The sequence below is a fragment of the Humidesulfovibrio idahonensis genome (genome assembly GCF_054657715.1).
This window is the reverse complement of sequence record NZ_BAAHYE010000003.1, coordinates 42,573-63,102: the sequence shown is the minus strand read 5'-3', so window position 1 is coordinate 63,102 and position 20,530 is coordinate 42,573. Positions and strand designations below refer to the sequence as shown.

Annotated in this window: 18 protein-coding genes and 1 tRNA gene; 4 read left to right on the top strand and 15 right to left on the bottom strand. The window is 65.1% G+C overall.

All coding sequences use genetic code 11. From position 1 onward, the window contains the following. Positions 1–2: 2 nt before the first annotated feature. The 4 genes from ACYQ4W_RS07085 to ACYQ4W_RS07070 all read right to left on the bottom strand — a co-directional run bounded on the left by ACYQ4W_RS07085 (position 3) and on the right by ACYQ4W_RS07070 (position 6,134). Complete coding sequence (locus ACYQ4W_RS07085; RefSeq protein WP_459854613.1) at positions 3–2,234, bottom strand: ATP-dependent helicase; 2,232 nt, start codon at positions 2,232–2,234, stop codon at positions 3–5. A 46-nt stretch (positions 2,235–2,280) separates the two neighbouring features. Then, positions 2,281–3,606, bottom strand: a complete 1,326-nt coding sequence (locus ACYQ4W_RS07080) for an alkaline phosphatase family protein (protein WP_459854611.1) — start codon at positions 3,604–3,606, stop codon at positions 2,281–2,283. Positions 3,607–3,879: 273 nt separating this feature from the next. Continuing rightward, the gene (locus ACYQ4W_RS07075) at positions 3,880–4,758 is read right to left on the bottom strand and encodes a DUF2156 domain-containing protein (RefSeq protein WP_459854609.1); all 879 of its coding nucleotides are present in this window, start codon (positions 4,756–4,758) and stop codon (positions 3,880–3,882) included. Next, positions 4,758–6,134, bottom strand: coding sequence for an MATE family efflux transporter (locus tag ACYQ4W_RS07070; RefSeq protein WP_459854607.1), 1,377 nt, complete (start codon positions 6,132–6,134; stop codon positions 4,758–4,760). The genes ACYQ4W_RS07075 and ACYQ4W_RS07070 overlap by 1 nt, the downstream gene beginning before the upstream one ends. A 154-nt stretch (positions 6,135–6,288) precedes the next feature. Between ACYQ4W_RS07070 and ACYQ4W_RS07065 the strand changes: the two genes are divergently transcribed. Continuing rightward, on the top strand, positions 6,289–6,714 hold the full coding sequence (locus tag ACYQ4W_RS07065; protein WP_459854605.1) for a winged helix-turn-helix domain-containing protein: 426 nt from the start codon (positions 6,289–6,291) through the stop codon (positions 6,712–6,714). Between the two features lie 104 nt (positions 6,715–6,818). On the opposite strand, the gene pnp is transcribed toward ACYQ4W_RS07065, so the two are convergent. From pnp to ACYQ4W_RS07010, 11 genes are all read right to left on the bottom strand, one after another. Further along, entirely contained in the window at positions 6,819–9,068 is a 2,250-nt protein-coding gene (gene pnp / locus ACYQ4W_RS07060; protein ID WP_459854603.1) for a polyribonucleotide nucleotidyltransferase, read from the bottom strand. 226 nt (positions 9,069–9,294) lie between these two features. After that, complete coding sequence (rpsO, locus tag ACYQ4W_RS07055; protein WP_459854601.1) at positions 9,295–9,564, bottom strand: 30S ribosomal protein S15; 270 nt, start codon at positions 9,562–9,564, stop codon at positions 9,295–9,297. A gap of 64 nt (positions 9,565–9,628) precedes the next feature. Beyond that, positions 9,629–10,582, bottom strand: a complete 954-nt coding sequence (truB, locus tag ACYQ4W_RS07050) for a tRNA pseudouridine(55) synthase TruB (RefSeq protein WP_459854599.1) — start codon at positions 10,580–10,582, stop codon at positions 9,629–9,631. Between the two features lie 3 nt (positions 10,583–10,585). Continuing rightward, entirely contained in the window at positions 10,586–11,554 is a 969-nt protein-coding gene (locus tag ACYQ4W_RS07045) for a DHH family phosphoesterase (RefSeq protein ID WP_459854597.1), read from the bottom strand. Further along, positions 11,526–11,870, bottom strand: a complete 345-nt coding sequence (gene rbfA, locus ACYQ4W_RS07040) for a 30S ribosome-binding factor RbfA (RefSeq protein ID WP_459854594.1) — start codon at positions 11,868–11,870, stop codon at positions 11,526–11,528. The genes ACYQ4W_RS07045 and rbfA overlap by 29 nt, the downstream gene beginning before the upstream one ends. Further along, positions 11,867–12,169 carry a DUF503 domain-containing protein gene (locus ACYQ4W_RS07035; RefSeq protein ID WP_459854592.1) on the bottom strand — a complete coding sequence of 101 codons (303 nt, stop codon included), beginning with the start codon at positions 12,167–12,169 and terminating at the stop codon, positions 11,867–11,869. The genes rbfA and ACYQ4W_RS07035 overlap by 4 nt, the downstream gene beginning before the upstream one ends. Before the next feature lie 35 nt (positions 12,170–12,204). Next, positions 12,205–15,354, bottom strand: a complete 3,150-nt coding sequence (gene infB / locus ACYQ4W_RS07030) for a translation initiation factor IF-2 (RefSeq protein WP_459854590.1) — start codon at positions 15,352–15,354, stop codon at positions 12,205–12,207. 14 nt (positions 15,355–15,368) lie between these two features. Beyond that, positions 15,369–15,596: a YlxR family protein gene (locus tag ACYQ4W_RS07025; RefSeq protein ID WP_459854587.1), complete on the bottom strand. Its 228-nt coding sequence runs from the start codon at positions 15,594–15,596 to the stop codon at positions 15,369–15,371. Between the two features lie 12 nt (positions 15,597–15,608). After that, positions 15,609–16,874 carry a transcription termination factor NusA gene (nusA, locus tag ACYQ4W_RS07020; RefSeq protein ID WP_459854585.1) on the bottom strand — a complete coding sequence of 422 codons (1,266 nt, stop codon included), beginning with the start codon at positions 16,872–16,874 and terminating at the stop codon, positions 15,609–15,611. 154 nt (positions 16,875–17,028) lie between these two features. After that, complete coding sequence (locus tag ACYQ4W_RS07015; protein ID WP_459854582.1) at positions 17,029–17,514, bottom strand: ribosome maturation factor RimP; 486 nt, start codon at positions 17,512–17,514, stop codon at positions 17,029–17,031. Between the two features lie 109 nt (positions 17,515–17,623). Continuing rightward, a tRNA-Gly gene (locus ACYQ4W_RS07010) sits at positions 17,624–17,698 on the bottom strand. A 187-nt stretch (positions 17,699–17,885) separates the two neighbouring features. Here ACYQ4W_RS07010 and flgF point away from each other — a divergent pair. Genes flgF through flgA form a run of 3 tightly spaced genes read left to right on the top strand, consistent with a single transcriptional unit; the run spans position 17,886 to position 20,502 of the window. Beyond that, positions 17,886–18,665 (top strand): flagellar basal-body rod protein FlgF, encoded by a 780-nt coding sequence (gene flgF / locus ACYQ4W_RS07005; protein ID WP_459854580.1) that lies wholly within the window; start codon positions 17,886–17,888, stop codon positions 18,663–18,665. Between the two features lie 30 nt (positions 18,666–18,695). Next, the gene (gene flgG, locus ACYQ4W_RS07000) at positions 18,696–19,478 is read left to right on the top strand and encodes a flagellar basal-body rod protein FlgG (RefSeq protein ID WP_459854578.1); all 783 of its coding nucleotides are present in this window, start codon (positions 18,696–18,698) and stop codon (positions 19,476–19,478) included. A 16-nt stretch (positions 19,479–19,494) separates the two neighbouring features. After that, the gene (gene flgA / locus ACYQ4W_RS06995; protein WP_459854575.1) at positions 19,495–20,502 is read left to right on the top strand and encodes a flagellar basal body P-ring formation chaperone FlgA; all 1,008 of its coding nucleotides are present in this window, start codon (positions 19,495–19,497) and stop codon (positions 20,500–20,502) included. Positions 20,503–20,530 lie beyond the last annotated feature (28 nt).

Sequence of the window (20,530 nt, the reverse complement as noted above, 5' to 3'; positions counted from 1 at the left end):
GGCTAAAGCAGCTTCACGTAGGCCTTGACGATGACCTTGAGCCCGAAGCCGGGGAAGTTCACGCGGTACTTGTCCGGCGGAATCTCGGCGATGATCTTGCCCTGGCCGAATATCTTGTGCTCGCACATGCCGAACTTGGTGTAGGCCGAATCCATGGCCGACTTGGGCGCTGGCGCGGCATCGTACTGCGCGTGCGGCGCGGCGGCTGCGCTCACCGGCCGGGCACCCGGCTCATAGGCGGGGCGGCGGGGCGGCTCCGGGCAGATCACCGGGGGCAGGTAGCCGTCGTCGCGGGTCATGGTGCCGGGGCGCACCTGCTCGTCCTTGCGGCGCAGACCGCCGGTGAAGGTCTCCACATAGCGGTCGGCCACGGCGTCGGGCAGCTCGTTCACAAAGGGGCTGGTCACCGCGGGCTCGCGGCAGTTGTTGAAGCGGTTGAACACCGACCCGGGCACAAGCAGCGCCAGTTCGTCCTTGGCGCGCGTGCAGGCCACGTACATGAGCCTGCGCTCCTCCTCCATGTCCTCCTGCCGCTGCATGGCCTTCTTGCTGGGAAAGCGGTCCTCCACCAGATCGATGAGGATGACCGCGCGCCACTCCAGGCCCTTGGCCGAGTGCACGGTGGAGAGCACCACGGCGTTGTCCGTGCGGTCGTCTTCGCCGGGCGAACCGTCCAGGCACAGGTCGGCCAGAAATTCCTCAATGGTCTTGTAGTTCACCACAATCTGCGAAAGCTGCTCCAATCCGGCCTGGCGCTTGGGGTAGTCGTCCGGGTACAGCTGCACCAGCATGGGCGCGTAGTAGCTCATGGCCCGGTCCAGGGCCGGAGCCGGGGCCTGGTTCAGGCGGCGCAGGGCGTCCAGTTCGGCCAGCAGGCCGTTCAACTCGGGGAAGCGCTTCTTCTGCTTCTCCACCGTGGCCGTATCGCCGGCCAGCAGGGCGGTGGCTATTTTTCCGGCCGTCTTGCCGCCCACGCCCTTGAGGAAGCCGAGCACCCGCTGCCAGGCCAGCATGTCCGATGGATTGGCCGCAAGACGCAGGAAGGACAGGATGTCCTTCACGTGGGCGGCCTCGTGGAAGCGCACCCCGCCGTATTTGCGGTAGGGCAGCCCGGCGCGGGTCAGGGCCACCTCCAGCGGATAGGACTGGTAGCCCGCGCGGAAGAGCACGGCGATCTCGTGCAGGGGGTGGCGCGAGGCCATGTCCGTGATGAGGCTGACGGTCTGCGTGGCCTGGGACTGGTCGCTCAGGCTCTGGATGATGCGCGGCCGCGCCCCGCCGGTGCGGTCGGTGAAGAGATGCTTGTCGAACTTCTGCTGCGCCCCGGCCAGAATGATGTTGGTGAGGTCCAAAATGGGCTGTGTGGAGCGGTAGTTCTGCTCCAGGCGGATGATCTTGGCGTTGGGGAAATGCTGCGGAAAATCAAGGATGTTCGCCACCACCGCGCCACGGAAGGCGTAAATGGACTGGGCGTCGTCGCCCACGGCCATGACATTGCCGTTTTCGCCCGCAAGCAGCCGCACAAGCCGCGCCTGCACCAGGTTGGTGTCCTGGTATTCGTCCACCATGACGTACGGATAGCGGCGGCGCAACGTGTCGCGGATGTCCGGGTGCTCCAGCAGCAGACGCTCCAGCTCGAAGAGCAGGTCGTCGTAGTCCATGAGCCCCTGGGTGCGCTTGGCCTTGGCGTATTCCACGGCCAGGCGCTCTATGTCCGCCTGATAGCACAGCAGGTGGTAGGCCTCGCGGTCCAGAATGCCCTGGATGGAGACTTCCTTGTTGCGCGATTTGCCGATGATGTCGGCCAGGGTGGCGCGCTTGGGATAGCCGCGGTCGCCCTTGCCCAGGTCCAGGTGGGCCTTGAGCTCGCCCATCAGATCCTCGGAGTCCGAGCGGTCCATGAGCGTGAGGCCCTGCGGATAGCCCGCCTCTTGGGCGTGGCGGCGCAGCACGGAGTAGGCGAAGGAATGGAAGGTGCCGCCGCTGGCCCCGGTGAGCGGCCTGCCCAGCACCAGGCCCGCGCGGTGCAGCATTTCCTGGCTGGCGCGGCGGGTGAAGGTGAGCAGCAGGATGTTCTCCGGCGAGACGTGGCCCTGCACCAGATGCGCCAGGCGGTAGACGATGGTGCGCGTTTTGCCGCTGCCCGCGCCGGCAATGACCAGCACCGGCCCGCCCATGTGCAGGGCGGCCTCGCGCTGGGCCGGGTTCAGCTCCCGCTCGAAATCTATGCTCACTCGAAACGTCCGCTCATTGAAAAGATCCCCTCGCTCAAAATGCCCCTCACAGGATAAGCCCGGCCCGCCCGCGCGTTCCGCCGAGCCCGAAATAGTCCAGCGCCAGGGCGCCCACATCGCGCACCCGCGCCACCTCGGCCCCGCCCCAGGTGCCAGCACTCGTGCCGGCCCGTGTGCCGGCGAAGAACACGTCGTCCGGGCTGTGCATGCCGAAGCGGCCAAAATGCCCGAATACTTCCGCGCGGTCAAAGCGCGCCTTGAGGTCGCAGCCGCGCCTGGGAACACAGATGAGATCCGGCGCGTTTTCGCTTCCGTACAGCTCGCGGCCGTCCAGCACCTGTTCCATGACCGGGCGGCCTTTCCAGGTCAAGCCCAGAAGCAGGGTGCGCAGGTCGGCCATGATGCCCGCGGCCTCGGACTCGCGCACGCAGCCGCGGGCGAAGCGGTCCGCCCGGTGCAGCACGATGCGCCCCGGATCAAGGGCGAAGGCACGCGCATCCGGCCCGATGCAGCCCGCGTCCCACTCGTCGCGCGGGGCGCGGCCCAACCGCAGGAAGCCCGCTTCCAAGAGCACCCGGTTCAGGTCCACTTCGGTTTCCAGCGCGCAGAAGCCGTGGTCCGCCAAGGCCAAGAGCGCCTTGGGCTCCGGCAGCGCGTCGTAGCGCTCCAGCACCTCGCCCACCAGACCGTCCCATTCCGCAAGCAGCGCCATGCAGGCCGCGTGCAGCGGGTGGTCTTCCTCCTCCACCGCCGGGAAAAAGAAATGGAACAGCCGGTCCGTCTCGGTCAGCACGCACACGAACAAATCCCAGCCCAAATCCGGCCACAGCAGGTTCAGCGCCGCGCGCCGCCCGGCAAGCGACAGCCGCAGCTGCTCCAGCAGATATTCCGGCTCCGCCGCGCCCCGCGTCGTGTCTCCCTCGACCCTGTACCCAGCGGCGCGCAGCGGTCCCAGCAGAAAAGGCGGAAACACCGCGCTGGCGAGGTCCTCGGCCACGAAGCCGCCGATGAGCATGCCGCGCAGCGGCTTTGCCGGGGCCATGTTTGGCAGGTTCACAACGCGCGAGACAAGCCCGGCCTCGCCCAGCCTGTCGAAGATGGTCGGCACGCGCACGTCGTTGAAGTTGGCAATGCGCAGGGCATAGGTCTTGGGGTCGAGCACGGTGAAGCCGTGCACGCCGTGCCTGCCGGGACCCTCCGCCGTGAAGAAGCTTGTCCAGTTCACGGGCGAAAGCTCGGGCAGTTCTGCGCGCATGGCCTGTGCGTGCGGCAGCAGGCGCGACACGTTCGGCAGGCGCTGGGCATGCTGGCGGGCCAGGGAGAGCGGCAGGCCGTCCAGGCCGAGGACGAGAAGGCGCGGGCGTTGCGTCATGGCCGCGCCAAGGCGTGGCGGCAAAAGCCAGAGATGCCGAGGGATGGCCGGGCGTGGTGCCGGGAAGAGCCTCCGGCGGCCCAAGAGCGCCGGACGTGGTGCCGGGAAGAGCCTCCGGCGGCCATGGGACCTGAGGCCCCCTGGAACCCCCCATGCCGCGAAGCCAAGGAGCAAGGCTCCTTGGCTTCGCGGTGGGCGGTAGAGGTTACCGTCTTCCTTGTGGGAGTCCAGAGGGCCTTGTGCCCTTTGGCCCCCGGAGGGATATTCGCTGCGCTACACCAGTTCCACATCGTACTTCTGCATGAAGTGCACGGGGTTGTACGAGAGCTTGGCCTTGCGCAGGCCTTCGTCGCCCAGGTCCTGCTCGCGGTTCACAAAGGTGAAGCGATCCTCTTGGGCGGCCAGAAAGTGATTGTTGATGGCCTGGTAGATGCCCTTGAAGCGCGTGTCGCCCTTTTCGAAGTGGATGACCATGGTGTCCTTGTTCAGGCATTCGCCCACGGTGTAGGCCACAACCTTGCCGCCGACGCGGATGGTGCCGCCGAGCAGGCTGCCCAGGCGGTCGAACACCTTGAGCACGCGGCTGATGGCTTCGTTCTCGGCCTCCAGGGCTTCCGAGGGGTGCTCCTGCCAGCCGTGCCACTCGGCCTGCATGTCGAGCACTTCCTCCACGCAGTCGGCCTGCATGGGCGTGTACTCGAAGATGTTGCTCTTTTCGAATTGGTTCAGCAGATTTTTTTTCTTGTGGAACTTGTTGCCCTTGAGCTCGACGAGTTCGGGCACGGAGTACACGTAGTCGAAGTGGTCGCGTGCCTCGGTGGCGCGGAGGCGTTCGCCGAAGGCCTGCTTCCAGATGGCCAGCAGGGATTCGGGCACGCGGGTGAAGCGCGTCGGACCTGCCAGGCAGGGCAGCTTGGCCCAGTCGATCTTGGACCAATCGCCCACCGGGGCCCAGAAAATTTCCTGGCCGAGGGTCTGCTTCAGCCACACCAGCCCGTTGTCGAAGCGCCACTTGAGGCCGTAGTGGGGCGCCCAGCCGTAGAGGTTGGCAAAGGCGTAGTCCGAGGTGACCTCAGGGCAGGCGCACAGGGCGGTCTTGTACTCTTCCTGATGCTTCAGACAGATGTGCTCGAAGGTTTCGCAGGTGCTCATCAGTGTTTTCCATTCCGGGTTTTGGACATGGCGAAGCGCTGCCAGTCCTTTCGGGTGAATATGTAGAACAGGATGGCCGCTTGGCAAGCCTGTGAGGCCAGCATGGAGAACCACACGCCGGTGGCCGTGCCCAGGATGACGTGTCCGAGGAGATAGGCCAGGGGCAGGCGCACCAGCCAGGTGCCCAGGCCCATGCCCACGAGGTTGTATATGGTGGCTCCGGCCCCGGCCAGCGCCCCGGCCAGAATCATGGTGGTGAGGGTGAAGGGGATGGCCAGGACGTTGTACACGAGGTAGTTTTCTGCCTCGGCCTGGACCTGCGGCATGGGCGCGATGAAGCCTGCGATGTTGCCCAGAAACGGCCAAAGCAGCGCGGCGAGGATGCCGATGCTCACCAGGCCGATGGCCAGGATGCGCAGGCCCATGCGTTTGGCCTCATCCGGCTTGCCCGCGCCCAGCAGGTGCCCCACAAGAATGCTCGCCGTAAGGTTGAGGGCGAAGGCGGGCAGAAAGAGCAGGGACTCCACGCGCGCCCCCGCTGCCATGCCCGCCAGGGCCACAACGCTGTCCCTGGGCAGGCTGGCGGTGATGGCGAAAAGGACCAGGTAGCCGGAATGCCAGACGATCTGCATGAATCCAGCGGGCATGGCGACTTTGAACAGGTACGGGAAGGCGCGGCGCACCCAGCAATAGGGCGCGAAGATCTTGCGGCGCAGGGTGTTGTCGCGCCAGAGCACATAGAGCCCGAACACCGCGCCGAGCATGATGGACGAGAAGGTGGACCAGACCACGCCGGTGACGCCGAGGTTGGGCAGTCCCCACAGCCCCAGGCCGAAGCCCAGGTCGCCCAGGGTGTTCACCAGTGTCACCAATATCATGGTGTACAGCGGCACCATGACCTGCCTGCGCGCGCGGAACACCGCGTTCTGCATGATCATCATGTAATAGGGCGGCAGGGTGTAGAGGAAAACCTGCAGCACGTAGCGCGTCAGGGGAACGATGTCGTCGGGCACCTGCAGGGCGCGCACCAGCAGGTCGCGCAGGGGCAGGCCGATGGCCAGGAACACCAGCCCGGATACCGCGGCGATGGACAGGCACAGGCCGATGTAGCGCTCCGCGCGGAGTTTTTTGCCCGCGCCCAAGGACTGGCTGATGGCCGCAACCGCGCCCCCGGCCACGGCCGTGGCGATGACCAGGAACAGGAACAGGGACTGGGTGATGATGCCCAGGCTGGCCTGAACGCGGTGGTCGATCTTGCCCGCCACCCACACGTCCACGAAGCCGATGAGGAAGTTGAACAGCATCATCAGCACCTGGGGCCAGGAGAGGTTCCAGATGAGGCGGGTGGGATTTTGAGTCAGTTCGGCTGATTGCATGGATATCCTGGTGCTCGGTGTGCGCAACTTGTGGAAGTAGGTACGAAATGACGCCTGCCAAGGGGCGGGCACGGAATTTCTTTACGCCGGTCGCTTGTTCTGCCATATCTGATACGAGAAAAGGGGCGCGCCAAGCGCCGAAGCTGGAGGTGCCATGAGCGCAAAGAAGACGAACGGGGCCGATGCCGGGGTTGGAACCGCCGCGCCAGTGCTGCGCGTGCATTTGTGGCTGGAGACCGGGGGGCGCATGCTCTTCGGACTGGGGCGCATCCAATTGCTGGAGCAGGTGGCGCGCCTTGGCTCCCTGAACCAGGCAGCCAAGGCCCTGGGCATGAGCTACCGCGCGGCCTGGGGGCGCATCAAGAGCACGGAGGAGGCTCTGGGCGAGCCGCTTCTGGCCAAGGCCAGCGGCCGCAAAGGCTACGAGCTGACGCCGCTGGCCGTGACGCTGCTGCAGGATTTCTCCCTGTGGCACCAGGAGGTGGAGGCCTTTGCCCTCAAGCGGGCCAAGGAGCGTTTGCCCTGGAACGTGCTGCCGTATTCCGGCGCGGCCGCCAGCGACCCTCCTGCCGAGCCCTGAGCTTTTCACCCTGCCGCACAAAAAATAAGGCTGCCCCGAAGCGTCCGGTTTCCTCCAAAAAGGGCCGGGCGCCTGGGGCAGCCTAGAGTTGCTTTCGCTATGGTCTAGCGACGTCCGCCGCGGTCGCCGCCGCGTCCGCCACGGTCACGGTCGCCGCCGCGTCCACCGCGGTCACGGTCGCCGTCACGGCGGGGGCCGGAGGAAGGCGGACGGCGGAACTCGTCCAGGTTCACTTCCTGGCCGGCCTGCTCCATGAGCCAAGCCTTGCGGGACAGGCGGATGCGTCCGCCCGGCTCCAGCTCGATGACCTTGACCCACACTTCCTGGCCAAGCTGCAGCAGGTCTTCCACGCGCTCCACACGCTCCACGTCCATCTGGGAAACGTGCAGCATGCCCTCGGCGCCGGGCAGAATCTCGACCAGCGCGCCCACTTCCAGAATCTTCTTCACGGTGCCCAGGTAGTTGCGGCCCGGTTCAGGAGTCTGGTCGTAGTAGAGCACCATGGCCTTGGCCTTCTGCATGCTCTCGGTGTTGGGGGCGAAAATGGCCACCTTGCCGGAATCTTCGATATCAATGGCGGCCTGGGTCTCGGCGGTGATGGCCTTGATGTTCTTGCCGCCAGGTCCGATGACGCTGCGGATCTTCTCGGGATTGATGAACACCACTTCCATCTGCGGAGCCAGCGGGGAGAGCTGGGGCCGGGGCGCGGCCAGGCACATGTTCATGTGCTCCAGGATGTGCATGCGGGCGTCGCGGCTCTGGGCCAGGGCCTTGCGCAGCACGTCGTAGGGAATGCCGGTGGTGATCTTGATGTCCATCTGGATGCCGGTGATGCCGCGAGCGGAACCGGCGACCTTGAAGTCCATGTCGCCCAACGCATCTTCGTCACCAAGAATGTCGGTGAGGACGATGTAGTCCTCGCCCTGCTTCATGAGGCCCATGGCGATGCCCGCCACCGGCTCCTTGATGGGCACGCCCGCGTCCATGAGGGCGAGGGAGGCGCCGCAAACCGTGGCCATGGAGGAGGATCCGTTGGAGTCCATGACCTCGGAGACCACGCGCAGGGTGAAGGGGAACTCGTCGGGGTTCGGCAGCACGGGGGAGATGGAACGCTCGGCAAGGGCGCCGTGGCCGATGTCGCGGCGGCTGGGGCCGCGCAGAATGCGCACTTCGCCCACGCAGTACGGGGGGAAGTTGTAGTGCAGCATGAAGCGCTTGGTGTCCTCGCCTTCGAGGGTCTCGATGCGCTGCTCGTCGCGGCTGCTGCCGAGGGTGGCCACGCACAGGGCGGCGGTTTCACCGCGGGTGAACAGGGCCGAGCCGTGGGTCATGGGCAGCACGCCGGCGGTGATGGAAAGCGGGCGCACCGTGGTGGTGTTGCGGCCGTCCAGGCGGACGCCCTCGACACGCACGCGCTCGCGCACGATCTTCTTCTCCAGGTCGTTCACGATGCCGGAAGCCTGCTTCTTGGCGTCCTCGATCTCCGCGAACTTTTCGCTCACGGCCTCCAGGGCCTTGGACTTGGCGATTTCCTTGGCTTCGCGGCGGGCCATCTTCTCGGTGATGGCGAAGGCGGCCGTCAGGGTCGGGGTGGCGATCTCCTCAACGTAGGCGACAATGGCCTCGTCGGGCTTGGGCACAACCACTTCGATCTTGGGCTTGCCGACTTTCTCGCGCAGCTCGTCCTGAATGTCGAACACGGGCATGAGCTGCTTGTGGCCCCATTCCAGGGCCTCGGCCACCAGTTCCTCGGAAACGAAGCTCGCGCCGCCCTCGACCATGACGATGGCCGAGCGGGTGGCGGCGAAGATCAGGTTCAGCGTGCTCTCGGTGTTGATCTGCTTGTAAGTGGGGAAGAGCACGAACTTGCCGTCCACATAGCCGACGCGGGCGCCGGCGATGGGGCCCTCAAAGGGCATGTGCGAAAGGTGCAGCGCGGCGGAGGCGCCGGTGATGGCCAGCACGTCCGGGTTGGTGTGGCTGTCGGCCGAGAGCACCGTGGCGATGATCTGGACCTCGTCGCGGAAGCCCTTTTTGAACATGGGGCGGATGGGACGGTCGATGAGGCGGGAGACCAGGGTCTCGCGCTCGCTCGGGCGGCCTATCTCGCGGCGGAAGTAGCTGCCGGGGATGCGGCCGGCGGCGTAAGACATTTCCTGGTAGTTCACGGTGAGGGGGAAGAAGCCGCGGTCGATTTCCAGGGGCTGGCTGACGGCGGTGACATGCACCACCGTGCCGCCGGACTGGACCCACACGGCGCCGCTGGCCTGTTTGGCCATCAGCCCGTGCTCGAGCGTGATGTCCAGGTCGCCTGCGCGGGTGGAAAGACTGATCTTGTTGTGAGGTACGAGCATGAACCCTCCAAAGGGTTGTTGCCCAGATGCCCGCTCCTTGCCCGATGTTTAGCCGGCTTGGGAAAGGGCTCTTGCGTTGTCGCAAGAACGCTTACCGCAGCCAACTAAAGGGGTCTGGAGCCGCGCGTGCTTCTGGGCTTGAGGTTGTCTGCGGGCGACGATTCGCCCGCTGGTCTAAGCCGTGCGGGCGGGAACCTTGCGGCCCCCGCCCGTGCGGACGTTCTTGCTACTTGCGGAGACCCAGGCGCTCGATCAGATCACGATAGCGCTGGATGTCCTTGTTCTTGAGGTAATTGAGAAGCTTGCGGCGCTGGCCGACCATCTTCAGAAGGCCGGTCTTGGAGTGGAAGTCCTTCTTGTGCACCTTGAAGTGCTCCGTGAGGTAGGTGATGCGCTCGGTCAAAAGCGCAACCTGGACTTCAGGAGAGCCGGTATCGCCCTCCGCCCGCTTGAAGCTCTCGATAACCTTGGTCTTGCCTTCAGGCGTCATAACCACAGCAGTATCCTCCTTGTCTGGCTTGTTGGATTTTAGCCGGACAGTTGTGCCGGGAGCTTCCCGTTCAGGTGGCGGGGGTGGCCTCTTGCCACAGTCCGCGCAGGATCGTCCAGCGCAAGGCTCCGTCCTTGGCAACCGCCTCCGCCAGGGCAACCGGTTCGCCGCTTTCCTCAACCAGCATGACCTGCTCGCCGGGTTGCCCCGCGAGCGCGTCACCGCTTGGTCCGCCCACCGGCAGCCAGGCCCCGTTTTTCACCAGGGCGGCCAGAGTGGGGGAAAGCGCGATGGTGCGCCAATGCGGAAGCGCCTTGGCAAGCGGGATGACCCGCTCGGCAAAACGCTCCGGTTCGCCAAGAACCTCGTCTAGACTGTACGAAACGTCGAGCCCGTAAGGCTCGCACGCCTCCCGCGTGAGCTGCGCAAGCGCCGCTCCGCACCCGAGCCGAATCCCCAAGCTGTGGACCAGGGATCGAATGTACGTGCCCGCCAGGCAACGTACCCTGAACCGTGCGAAGGGAAGCTCGATTTCCAGCGGTTCGACCTCATACACCTCGATACGCTTCTCCTTGATCGGCACAGCCTCACCCTTGCGGGCGAGTTCGTAGAGGGGCTTGCCCTCGTGCTTTGCCGCGGAGTATGCGGGCACTTCCTGTTCCGTGAGGTCCTTCCAGGACAGGATGGCCGCCCGCACATCTTCTTGCGAAATATTGTCGAGCGGCTTTTCTTCCACCACCTTGCCTTCCATGTCGAAGGTGTCCGTGGTGATTCCAAGCCGCATCATGCCGCTATAAACCTTGGCCCCGCTCGTCAGGTAGCTGGCCACCTTGGTGCCCTGGCCCAAAAGGACCAAAAGCACGCCCTGGGCCAAGGGGTCCAAGGTTCCTGCGTGGCCTATCTTGCCCTGGCCGAGCCCGTGCTTGATGCTGTTCAGGCAACCCGCGCTCGTCGGGCCAGAGGGCTTGTTCAGCACCAGCAGGCCGTCCAACTGCGAGTCGGACCTTTTGCGTCTTCTGCCCATCCTCTACACCAGTCCGAGGCCTTCGCCAAGTGCCTTCACGAGGCGATTTTTGGCCGAGTCCAGGCTGTCGGCGATGGTGCCGCCGGCGGCGTTGCGGTGCCCGCCGCCATCAAAAAGCGCGGCCACGGCCTGAACATTGTCCGGGCCGGTGGAGCGCAGGCTGAACTTGAAGGCGCCGTCCGGCTCCTCTCGCAGAATGCCGGCGGCGCGGGTGCCGCGCAGGCGACGCAGAAAATTGACGATCTCTTCGCAGTCCGCCGCAGTGGTGCCGGTGCGCTCCATCATCTCGCGGGTGACATACGCCATGGCCACCTTGCCGCCGAAGAACATCTCCGTGGTGGCGAAGCTTTCGCCCCAGAGCCGAAAACGGCTCACGCTCCACTGGTTGCGGATCTTGGCGTTGACGTAGCCCGGCTTGAGGCCCAGCCGGATGAGCCGGGCGGCCAGCTCCATGACGCGGGGATCGGTGTTGTCGAAGGTGAAGAACCCCGTGTCCGTGACGATGCCCAGGTAAACGGCCTCGGCCAGGGCGCCGGTCAGCGGCACGCCGAGCTCGTCGGCCAGGTCGGCCATCATGGCCGCAACGGCGGGGTAGGAGTCGTCCACCCAGTTGAACTGCCCGAAATTCGGGTTGCCCAGGTGGTGGTCCACGTTGGCCATGGGGCGCGTGCCCATCACCTTGTGCAGTTCCGGGCCGACACGGCTTTCCGTGCCGCAGTCGAGCACGAAGATCCAGTTGGCCTCGGCGCCGGTCAGCGTGTCGTGGATGGGGCCGGGCAGGGTGAGCCAGTCGAACTGGCGCGGCAGACCCGTGGGATTATACAGGTGGAAGTCCTTGCCCAGGGCCGACAGAATATGACCCAAGGCCACGGTCGAGCCGATGGCATCGCCGTCCGGATTGGCGTGCGAGGCCACCAGGAAATGGTCCGTCCTGCGGATAAGATCAGCTATCTGCGCGACCGGGCTTGGCATAGACCATGTCCTCGAGGAAGTCGTCGTGCGTGAAGCGCAGATCCGGCAGGGAGCGCAGGTTCATGCGCCGGGCCAGGCCGGAGCGCAGAAACCCCTTGGCCTTGTTCAGGCCGTCGAGGGCCAGCTTGCGCCGTTCCTCGCCGCCGCCCACGGTGAAGGACACGAGCGCGATGCTCATGTCCGCGTTGAGCTTGCAGCCGGAAAGGCTCACAAGCTCCAGGCGGGGGTCCTGCACTTCCTCCAAGAGCATTATCGCCAGCTCTTGGAGGATTTGGTCGCCCATGCGTATGGAGCGTCTTGTACCTGAGGCCTTCATTCAACTTCTCCGTCGCTGCCGAACACTTCCGTGTTGCAGCGCACGAGCTCCGCCGGGGAAATGGCTTCCACCATCGCCAGGGCCTTGGATAATCGGCTTTCCACCTTCGTGGTTTCGCCGGAAACCGTCACCACCGCCAGCACCAGTTTCTGGTGCGCATCTTGGGCGTCCACTTCGCTCACAGCCACGTTGAACGTGTTCCGCAGCTTCTGCTTGAGGCTCTGCGCCACCTGCCGCTTACCCTTGAGCGAGTCGTTGCCGTGCAGGCGGAACTCCAAAGTGAGCACGCCGATGATCATGTAAGTCCATCTCCGGGCGATGGCAATGCCCCGCCTTAATCGATGGTGCGGGCCACTTCCTTGGTTTCAAAGGCTTCGATGACGTCGCCGATCTTGATGTCGTTGAAGTTCTCCAGGCCGACACCGCACTCGTAGCCCTTGAGCACTTCCTTGGCGTCGTCCTTGAAGCGCTTGAGGGAGTTGAGGGCGCCCGTGTAGATGACCACGCCGTCGCGCAGCAGGCGGACCTTGGCCGCGCGGGTGAGCTTGCCGTCCACAACGCCGCAGCCCGCAACCGTGCCGACCTTGGGTACGCTGAAGATGTTGCGCACTTCGGCCTGGCCCAGGTAGACCTCTTGGATGTCGGGGGCGAGCATGCCGCTCATGGCGTCCTTGATCTCGCCCACCAGCTTGTAGATGATGTCGTAGAAACGGATTTCCACGTGCTCGCTGTCGGCCATGTCCTTGACCTTGGCCGTGGGGCGCACGTTGAAGCCGATGATGATGGCCTGGCTGGCCGTGGCGAGCAGGATGTCGCTCTCGGTCAGGCCGCCGGTGGCGCCGTGCACGACCTGGATCTTCACCTCGTCGGTGGAGAGCTTGTTCACGGCCTCGGTGATGGCTTCGAGAGAGCCCTGCACGTCGGCCTTGAGCACCAGGTTGAGGGTCTTGGCCTCGTTGGTGGGGCTGGAGGCCAGGAAGCTCTCCAGCGTGAGCTTGCTCTTGCCCACCATGTCCTTCTCGCGCTGCTTGGCCGCGCGGGTCTCCGCGATGCGGCGGGCGACCTTGTCGTCGGCCACGACCACGAACTCGTCGCCGGCGATGGGAACCACGTCGAAGCCCTGGATCTCGACCGGGATGGCCGGACCGGCCTGCTTGATCTTCTTGCCCTGGTCGTTGAACATGGCGCGCACCTTGCCGTGCACGGTGCCGCAGACAAAGGCGTCGCCGTTCTTCAGCGTGCCTTCCTGGATGAGCACGGTGCCGAGAGGTCCGCGGCCCTTGTCCAGCTTGGCCTCAACGATGTGGCCCTTGGCGGCCTTGTTCGGATTGGCCTTGAGCTCCAGCACTTCGGCCTGGAGCAGGATCATTTCCAGCAGCTCGTCGAGGCCGATGCGCTGCTTGGCGGACACGTTGGCGAAGATGGTGGTGCCGCCCCAGTCTTCCGGCACGAGGTCGAACTCGGCCAGCTCGCGCTTCACGCGGTCGGGGTTGGCGCCTTCCTTGTCGATCTTGTTCACGGCCACCACGATGGGCACCTTGGCCGCCTTGGCGTGGTTCACGGCCTCGCGGGTCTGGTCCATCACGCCGTCGTCGGCGGCGACAACCAGCACGACGATGTCCGTCACCTGGGCGCCGCGGGCGCGCATGGCGGTGAAGGCTTCGTGGCCGGGCGTGTCGAGGAACACGACTTCGCCGCGGCTCGTGGTCACGTGGTAGGCGCCGATGTGCTGGGTGATGCCGCCCGCTTCGCCCGAGGCGATGCTCGTCTTGCGGATGGCGTCGAGCAGCGAGGTCTTGCCGTGGTCGACGTGGCCCATGATGGTGACCACGGGCGGACGCGGCTTCAGGTCCTCGGCGGTGTCCGGCGTGGAGACGGACAGGAACTCCTGCTCGTCGAAGGAGACGTTCTCCACCTCGTGGCCGAACTCGCCCGCCAGCAGGGTGGCGGTGTCCATGTCCAGGGCCTGGTTGATGGTGGCCATCATGCCCATGCCGAACAGGACCTTGATGATGGCCTGCGCCTTGACGCCCATCTGGTGCGCCAGGTCGGAAAGGCGGATATGCTCGTCGATGCGAATCTTGCGCTTGCCGACGGGCTTCACTTCCTCGCGCTGCTCCATGCCGCCGCGATGCTTCTTGCGGCGATTGTTGGACTTGAGGCGCATGGGCGACTCGCCGTCCTCGGAAACCACGGGAGCAGGGGCGAAGCTGGGCTTCTTCTTGGCCGCGGTGTTGCTGGCCTTGCGGCGATCCTCGTCGGTGCTGCCGCCGGGGAACTCCACAACGCGATGCGGCTTGCGCCGGGCGCGATCGTCGCCTTCCTTGGGCGGAACGACCGGAGCGCCGGGACCGCCAGCAGGGCCGCCTGCGGGGCGCGGCGCGTAGCCGGGGCCGCCAGCGGGCATGTTGGACGGACGCGGGGCATAGCCCGGGCCGCCGGCCGGCATGTTGGACGGACGCGGCGCGTAGCCGGGACCGCCAGCGGGCATGTTGGACGGGCGCGGAGTGTAGGGGCGCGCGCCGCCTTCATGTCCTGCGGAGAACTCCGGACGCCGAGGCTGACTGGACGGCGGCGGCGTGCTGCCGGGTTCGGGACGCGAAATGATGCGGACCTGCGGCGCAGCGGGCACGATGAACTCGCGCTTGGGCTTGCGGGCGGGCTTTTCGTCCTTGGGAGCGTCGGCCTTGGCTTCCTCGGATTTGGACGCTTCGGGCTTGGCTGCTTCGGGCTTGGCTGCTTCCGTCTGGGCGACTTCGGCAACGGCTTCGGCCGCCTTGGGCTCTTCGGCCTTGGCTTCGGCGGGAGCCTTGGCTTCCTCGGCCTGAGCGGCCTCGACCGCCGGCTTCACGGGCTCGCTGATGATGCGCGCGGTGGGAGCGGACGGGGCAGCGGGGGGCGCCACGGGCTCCGCAACAGGGGCGGCAGCCTCGGCCTTGGGAGCTTCGGGCTCGGCCTGGGGCTCTTCGCGATGGATGATGCGCGCGGGACGTTCCGCAGCGGGCTCGGCGGCGCGGCGCACCACCTTGGCCGGAGCAGGTTCGTCGGCCTCGTGCTTCTTGGGCTCTTCAGCCTTGACCTCGGGAGCCGGGGCTTCGGGCGCAGCGGCCTCGGGGGCCGTTTCCGGCTCCGTCGCCTTGGGCTCGCTGATTATGCGCGTGACGTGCGGGGCTTCTTCAGCCTCGGGCTCGCGGGCGGCAGGGGCTTCGGGCGTGGCGGCGGGCTCCTCGTGGTGTTCCTCCGCGCCGTGCTTGGCCTTGCGGCTGCGCACAATGACGCCGGGCTGCACCTGACGGCGCACCACTTCGGTCTGGGCGGAAGGCGTTCCGCGCAGCGACTGCCTGAGGCGGTCGGCCTCGTCATCCTCCAGGGTGCTCATGAAGCTTTTGACCTGGATGTCCATGTCCCGCAGATGCTGCAGGATCTCCTTGTGACCGATGCCAAGTTCGGTCGCCAGGTCCTTCACCTTGAGCTTTGTCACCATTCACGTTCCCCTTGTTAGCGCTTCTTCCGCCGGTCCCCGTAGCGGAGAAATCTCTCGCGGCATTCGGCCTGGCCGCACACATAAAGCCCTCTGCCGGGCATTTTGCCTCGGGGATCGGGCACCAGCCCTTCCCCGTTTTCGCTCACGCCCCGGATGTGCCGGAGCAGTTCGGCCTTGGGCAGCCGACGTCTGCAGATGCAGCACGTGCGGATGGGCCCATCGCCTTCTGGCTGGCCGTTCACATTCGCACCCGCCTACTCGGCGGTCTTTTCTTCCTCACCCTGCGCGGGCGCAAGGCCGAGGATATTGATGGCCGCGCGCATGTCGCGGATTTTCTCCGGGGTCATGCCTTCCACCTTGAGAAGCTGCTCTTCGTCGGCGCTCACAAGCTGGGCGGTGGTTTCAAGTCCGGCGGAAATGAAGGCGTCCATGCTGACCTCGGCCACGCTGGCCAGCTGGTCCATGCCCTTCTTGTCCGCGTTCAGTTCGCCGTAGCGGCTCTCGGTGAAGATGTCGATCTTCCAGCCGAGCAGATGGGCGGCGAGCTTGACGTTCTGTCCCTTGCGGCCGATGGCCAGAGTGAGCTGGTCGTCCGGCACCACCACTTCAAGGGTCTTCTCCTCGTCATCGACCATGATGCGGCTGATGACGGCGGGGGAGAGGGAGTTCTGGGCGTACACGGCGATGTCCGGGCTCCACACGACGATGTCGATGCGCTCGCCCTTGAGCTCCTGCACGATGTTCTGGATGCGCGAGCCGCGGATGCCGACGCAGGCGCCCACGGGATCGACGTCGCGGTCGCGGGAGGTGACGGCCACCTTGGCGCGCAGGCCGGGATCGCGGGCGACGCCCATGATCTTGACCGTGCCGTCGTAAACCTCGGGCACTTCGCGGGCAAAGAGCGCGCCCATGTAGTCCGGGTGCGAGCGGGAGACCACGATCTGCGGTCCGCGCGACTCTTTCTGCACCTCAATAATATAGGCCTGGATGCGGTCGCCGCGCTTGTAGCGCTCGCGGGCGATCTGCTCTTCCTTCGGCAACAGCGCCTCGGTGCGGCCCAGGTTGATGATCCAACCGGTGCGGTCGCGGCGCTGCACGATGCCGGAGACGATCTCGCCCTTGCGGTCGCGGTATTCCTCGAAGATGATCTCCTGCTCGGCGTCGCGCATGCGCTGGATGATGACCTGCTTGGCGCTCTGCGCGGCGATGCGGCCCAGGTCCTCGATGTTGACCTTGAAGCCCATTTCGTCGTCGAGGGAGATGTTCGGGTCGTGCTCGCGAGCTTCATCCAGCAGAATCTCGCTCACGGGGTCGTTGATCTCGCTGACCACGACCTTGAACTGGTAGACCTGAATCTCGCCCAGTTCCTCGTTGAAATTCACCTCGATGTCCATCTGCTCGCCGTACTTGCGGGCCACGGAGGACCGCACGGCCTCTTCCAGGGTGTCGATAAGCAGGTCGCGGTCGATGCCGCGATCCTTGCTGATCTGGTCGATTGCTTTCTTCAGCTCTGAACTCATGGCGCTCCCTCCGGTGCCGCCGGTGCCGCGTGGGCGTTGTCCGGCGCGAGATTCTGCGTCCTAATTACCAATTGGGGCCGTTTTGTGCGGCCTGCCTTACGGGGCCGTCTGCGGCCCGTCCAAAAAACGTGTGTCTCCGGCGGCTGGTGCGCGGCTATTTGGCCGCCAGTCCAACCTCGGGAAATTCATGCACTAGGTGCGCGCCCTTCAAACGTTCAAAGGCCACGCGTGTCACCACGCCGGCCTCGTCCACGCTGATGTCGCCGCCCTCGACGGCCTTGAGCTCTCCGCGCAGGTGTCTGCGTCCGTCCTGGGGCTCGTACAGCCGCAAATCCACCACGCGGCCCACAAAAGCGGCCATTTGCGCGGCGGAGAAGAAGCGGCGTTCCAACCCCGGGGAGGAGACCTCAAGCACGTAAGCGCCGGGCAGGGCGTCCTCGGCTTCAAACACAGCGCCAAGGGCCCGGCTCACTCTCGTGCAGGAGTCGATGCTGACGCCGTTTTCGGCGTCGATATACACGCGCACAACCATGCGGCTGCCAGCCGAGGCGAATTCAACGCCCCAGAGCGTGACGCCCAAAGGTTCCAGTGCCGGGGTGATGATCCCGGTAAGCCGTTCTAACAGGGGTGAGCGCGTCATTTACAAACCGTCTTTAGCTAGCGGTTCCAATACAAACAAAAAAGTGGACCAAAAGGCCCACCATATCTCGGGAACCGGCGAGGTACAGGCGGTCGAATCCTTGAGGCCTTGGAGCGGGTGACGGGGATCGAACCCGCAACACCGAGCTTGGGAAGCTCGTACTCTACCATTGAGCTACACCCGCCCGCACGGCCTATCTAGTCGGGCCTTAGTACCTTGTCAACGAAAAACCAATCTTTGGCTAGCAGAATATTTACAAGCCTTCGCGGGCATGCCGCGCCATCCTGCACCAGGTGCGGCCCGCTTGGATCGGATGGACGAAAAATCCTGGCGCGCTCTTTGCATCAGTGGCCGCAGACCAGGAGGATTCCATGCGCGAAAGTATGTACAGCGCGCTCTTCGGAGCCATGTCCAATGAGGTTCGCCTCAACACAATCACCAACAATTTGGCGAATGTGAACACTACGGGCTTCAAAAAGGACGCGTACGCCTTCCAAGACACCTTCCAGCGCCTGGCGACGGATTATTTGACGGACGACCGTCAGAACCTGCGTGCCGATGAAATTTGGCCCCGAGCTTACGTACAGGCCCGCCCGCGTTTGAGCGGCCAGTACTCCGACCAGAGCCAGGGCTCCATGCAGGCCACGGGCAACCCCCTGGATGTCGCCCTTGTGGGCGACGGCTATCTCAAGGTCCGCACGCCCGAGGGCGACATGCTCACGCGCAGCGGCAGCTTTCAGCTCGCCAGCGACGGCAGGCTGATAACCGAGCAGGGCTACGAGGTGCTGGGAGGCGGCAGCGCCCTGACGCTGCCCCGCGACAACAAGATCAGCATCGACTCCAACGGGCGCATCACCGCCGACGGCGACGACATCGGCACCCTCGACATCGTCAATGTGTCCGACCCGAAGTCGCTGGAAAAGCAGGGCAAGAACCTGTTCAAACTGAGAAAGGGCAGCCGCGCCACCGAGATCCCCGCCGAGGGGGTCAGCGTGCAGCAGGGCTATTTGGAAAAGTCCAACGTGGAGATCGTCTCCGAAATGGTGAACATGATGGAAGCCCAGCGTGCCTTCGAGATCAATCAAAAGATCATGACCACCACGGACGGCATGGAGTCTCTCGTCATCAACAAGGTCGGCCAGGTCAGCTAGGCCCGGCTTTACGCAGGAGGATAACGCCATATGATGCGCTCACTTTGGACCGCCGCCACAGGCATGGTCGCGCAGCAGACAAGCATCGACGTCATCTCGAACAACCTTGCCAACGTGAATACCACGGGCTTCAAGAAAAGCCGGGCCGAGTTCGAAGACCTGATGTATCAGACGCTCAGCGTCGCCGGCACCCTGAACGAGGGCGGCAACCGCCTGCCCACCGGCTACCAGGTCGGCATGGGCGTGCGCCCGGTGACCGTGCACAAGTTCTTCTCTCAGGGGAGCTTCTCGAACACCGGCAACACGCTCGACATCGCCATCGAAGGTCAGGGCTTCTTCAAGCTCGATCAGAACGGCAACGACGTCTACACCCGCTCGGGCAACTTCAAGCTCGACAACAACGGGCGCATCGTCAACGCCAACGGCTACCCGCTGCAGCCGGAGTTCACCGTGCCCACGGAAACGAGCACCCTGACCATCTCTGAAAAGGGCCGCATTTCCGCCCTGGACACCAGCGGCAAGGAGATCGCGGGCGCGGATCTGCCCATCTACAACTTCGTGAACCCGGCCGGACTCAAGGCCACGGGCCGCAACCTCTACGTCGAGACCGACGGCAGCGGCGCGCCCACCCAGGGCACCCCCGGCGACACCAACTTCGGCACCCTGGCCCAGGGCTACCTGGAGACCTCCAACGTGGAGATGGTCGACGAAATGGTCGGGCTCATCATCGGCCAGCGCGCCTATGAGGTGAACTCCAAGGCCATGACCACCTCGGACACCATTCTGCAGACCGCCATCAACGTGAAGCGCTAAAAGGGAGCAGGGGACAATGATCGCCAGCGGCACAGCGCGAAAGACGGCTATGGGCAGGGGGCTTTTCGCCCTTTTCGCCGTGGCGGCCTGCGTGCTTCTTTTGGCCGGCCCGGCCCAGGCGTTGGAGACGCGCCAGGGCTGGTGGCTGCAGATCAGGAACGCGGCCTGCGTCCAGGGCCCCAAGGTGCTTTTGGGCGAAATCGCCGTGCCCCAGGGCTCCATAAGCCCCAGCGCATGGAAGGAGCTTGCCGCCAGGCCCCTGTGGAACTCTCCGGAGCGGCCGGGGCACCAGACCGCGCTCTCGCGCGAGCGGCTGCTGGCCATGCTGCGCTTCCACGCGGAAGACCTGGCCGGGACGTGCGTCCTGCCCTTGCAGCTCGTCGTGCAGCGCGGCGGCAAGGTCGTCGACGGCCTGGACCTGACACAGCGTGTTGTCGACTTTTTGACGGCGCGCGGGCCGGCCTTCAGCGGAGACATCGACCTGAAGGACGTGCACGGCCCGGATTATATTTTTCTGCCCAACGAGCACGACAAGCTGGAGATCCAGGCCTCGAACGAGTTGAAGCCGGGCCGGGTCAACCTGCTGTTCGAGGTCAAGAGCCACGACGGCAAGTCCGTCAAGCGCTATGCCGCCTCGGCCTTCGTCAACGTGTGGCGCGCCCTGCCCGTGCCCGTGCGGCCCTTGAACCGCCTGGATCCCGTGAACCCGGCCCATGTGCAGTTCAAGCGCCGCAACCTGGCCTTCAACGACAATGCCTGGGACGGCACCGGCGGCCCCTGGCGCATGGTCAGAAGCGTCGGCGTGGACCAGGTCATACGGCTCTCGGACATAGAGCCCGTGCCGGTCATCGCCAAGGGCGACAAGGTGAATCTTGTGTACGAGGGCGACAACATCCGCCTTCAGGTCAAGGCCCAGGCCATGTCCGACGCCGGCGTCGGGCAAAAGCTCCAGGTCCGTAATTTGCAAAGTGGCAGAAAGATCATGGCCATCGTCCAGGACGCGGAAACCGTGGTGGTCCATTAGGACCTTCTGACGCGGCCAAACATCGAGG

Excerpts from the sequence above, each read along its gene's own strand:
- ACYQ4W_RS07080 (WP_459854611.1), bottom strand. The coding sequence starts at position 3,606 with ATGACGCAACGCCCGCGCCTTCTCGTCCTCGGCCTGGACGGCCTGCCG.
- ACYQ4W_RS07075 (WP_459854609.1), bottom strand. The coding sequence starts at position 4,758 with ATGAGCACCTGCGAAACCTTCGAGCACATCTGTCTGAAGCATCAGGAA.
- ACYQ4W_RS07070 (WP_459854607.1), bottom strand. The coding sequence starts at position 6,134 with ATGCAATCAGCCGAACTGACTCAAAATCCCACCCGCCTCATCTGGAAC.
- ACYQ4W_RS07065 (WP_459854605.1), top strand. The coding sequence starts at position 6,289 with ATGAGCGCAAAGAAGACGAACGGGGCCGATGCCGGGGTTGGAACCGCC.
- pnp (WP_459854603.1), bottom strand. The coding sequence starts at position 9,068 with ATGCTCGTACCTCACAACAAGATCAGTCTTTCCACCCGCGCAGGCGAC.
- truB (WP_459854599.1), bottom strand. The coding sequence starts at position 10,582 with ATGGGCAGAAGACGCAAAAGGTCCGACTCGCAGTTGGACGGCCTGCTG.
- ACYQ4W_RS07045 (WP_459854597.1), bottom strand. The coding sequence starts at position 11,554 with ATGCCAAGCCCGGTCGCGCAGATAGCTGATCTTATCCGCAGGACGGAC.
- rbfA (WP_459854594.1), bottom strand. The coding sequence starts at position 11,870 with ATGAAGGCCTCAGGTACAAGACGCTCCATACGCATGGGCGACCAAATC.
- ACYQ4W_RS07035 (WP_459854592.1), bottom strand. The coding sequence starts at position 12,169 with ATGATCATCGGCGTGCTCACTTTGGAGTTCCGCCTGCACGGCAACGAC.
- infB (WP_459854590.1), bottom strand. The coding sequence starts at position 15,354 with ATGGTGACAAAGCTCAAGGTGAAGGACCTGGCGACCGAACTTGGCATC.
- nusA (WP_459854585.1), bottom strand. The coding sequence starts at position 16,874 with ATGAGTTCAGAGCTGAAGAAAGCAATCGACCAGATCAGCAAGGATCGC.
- ACYQ4W_RS07015 (WP_459854582.1), bottom strand. The coding sequence starts at position 17,514 with ATGACGCGCTCACCCCTGTTAGAACGGCTTACCGGGATCATCACCCCG.
- flgF (WP_459854580.1), top strand. The coding sequence starts at position 17,886 with ATGCGCGAAAGTATGTACAGCGCGCTCTTCGGAGCCATGTCCAATGAG.
- flgG (WP_459854578.1), top strand. The coding sequence starts at position 18,696 with ATGATGCGCTCACTTTGGACCGCCGCCACAGGCATGGTCGCGCAGCAG.
- flgA (WP_459854575.1), top strand. The coding sequence starts at position 19,495 with ATGATCGCCAGCGGCACAGCGCGAAAGACGGCTATGGGCAGGGGGCTT.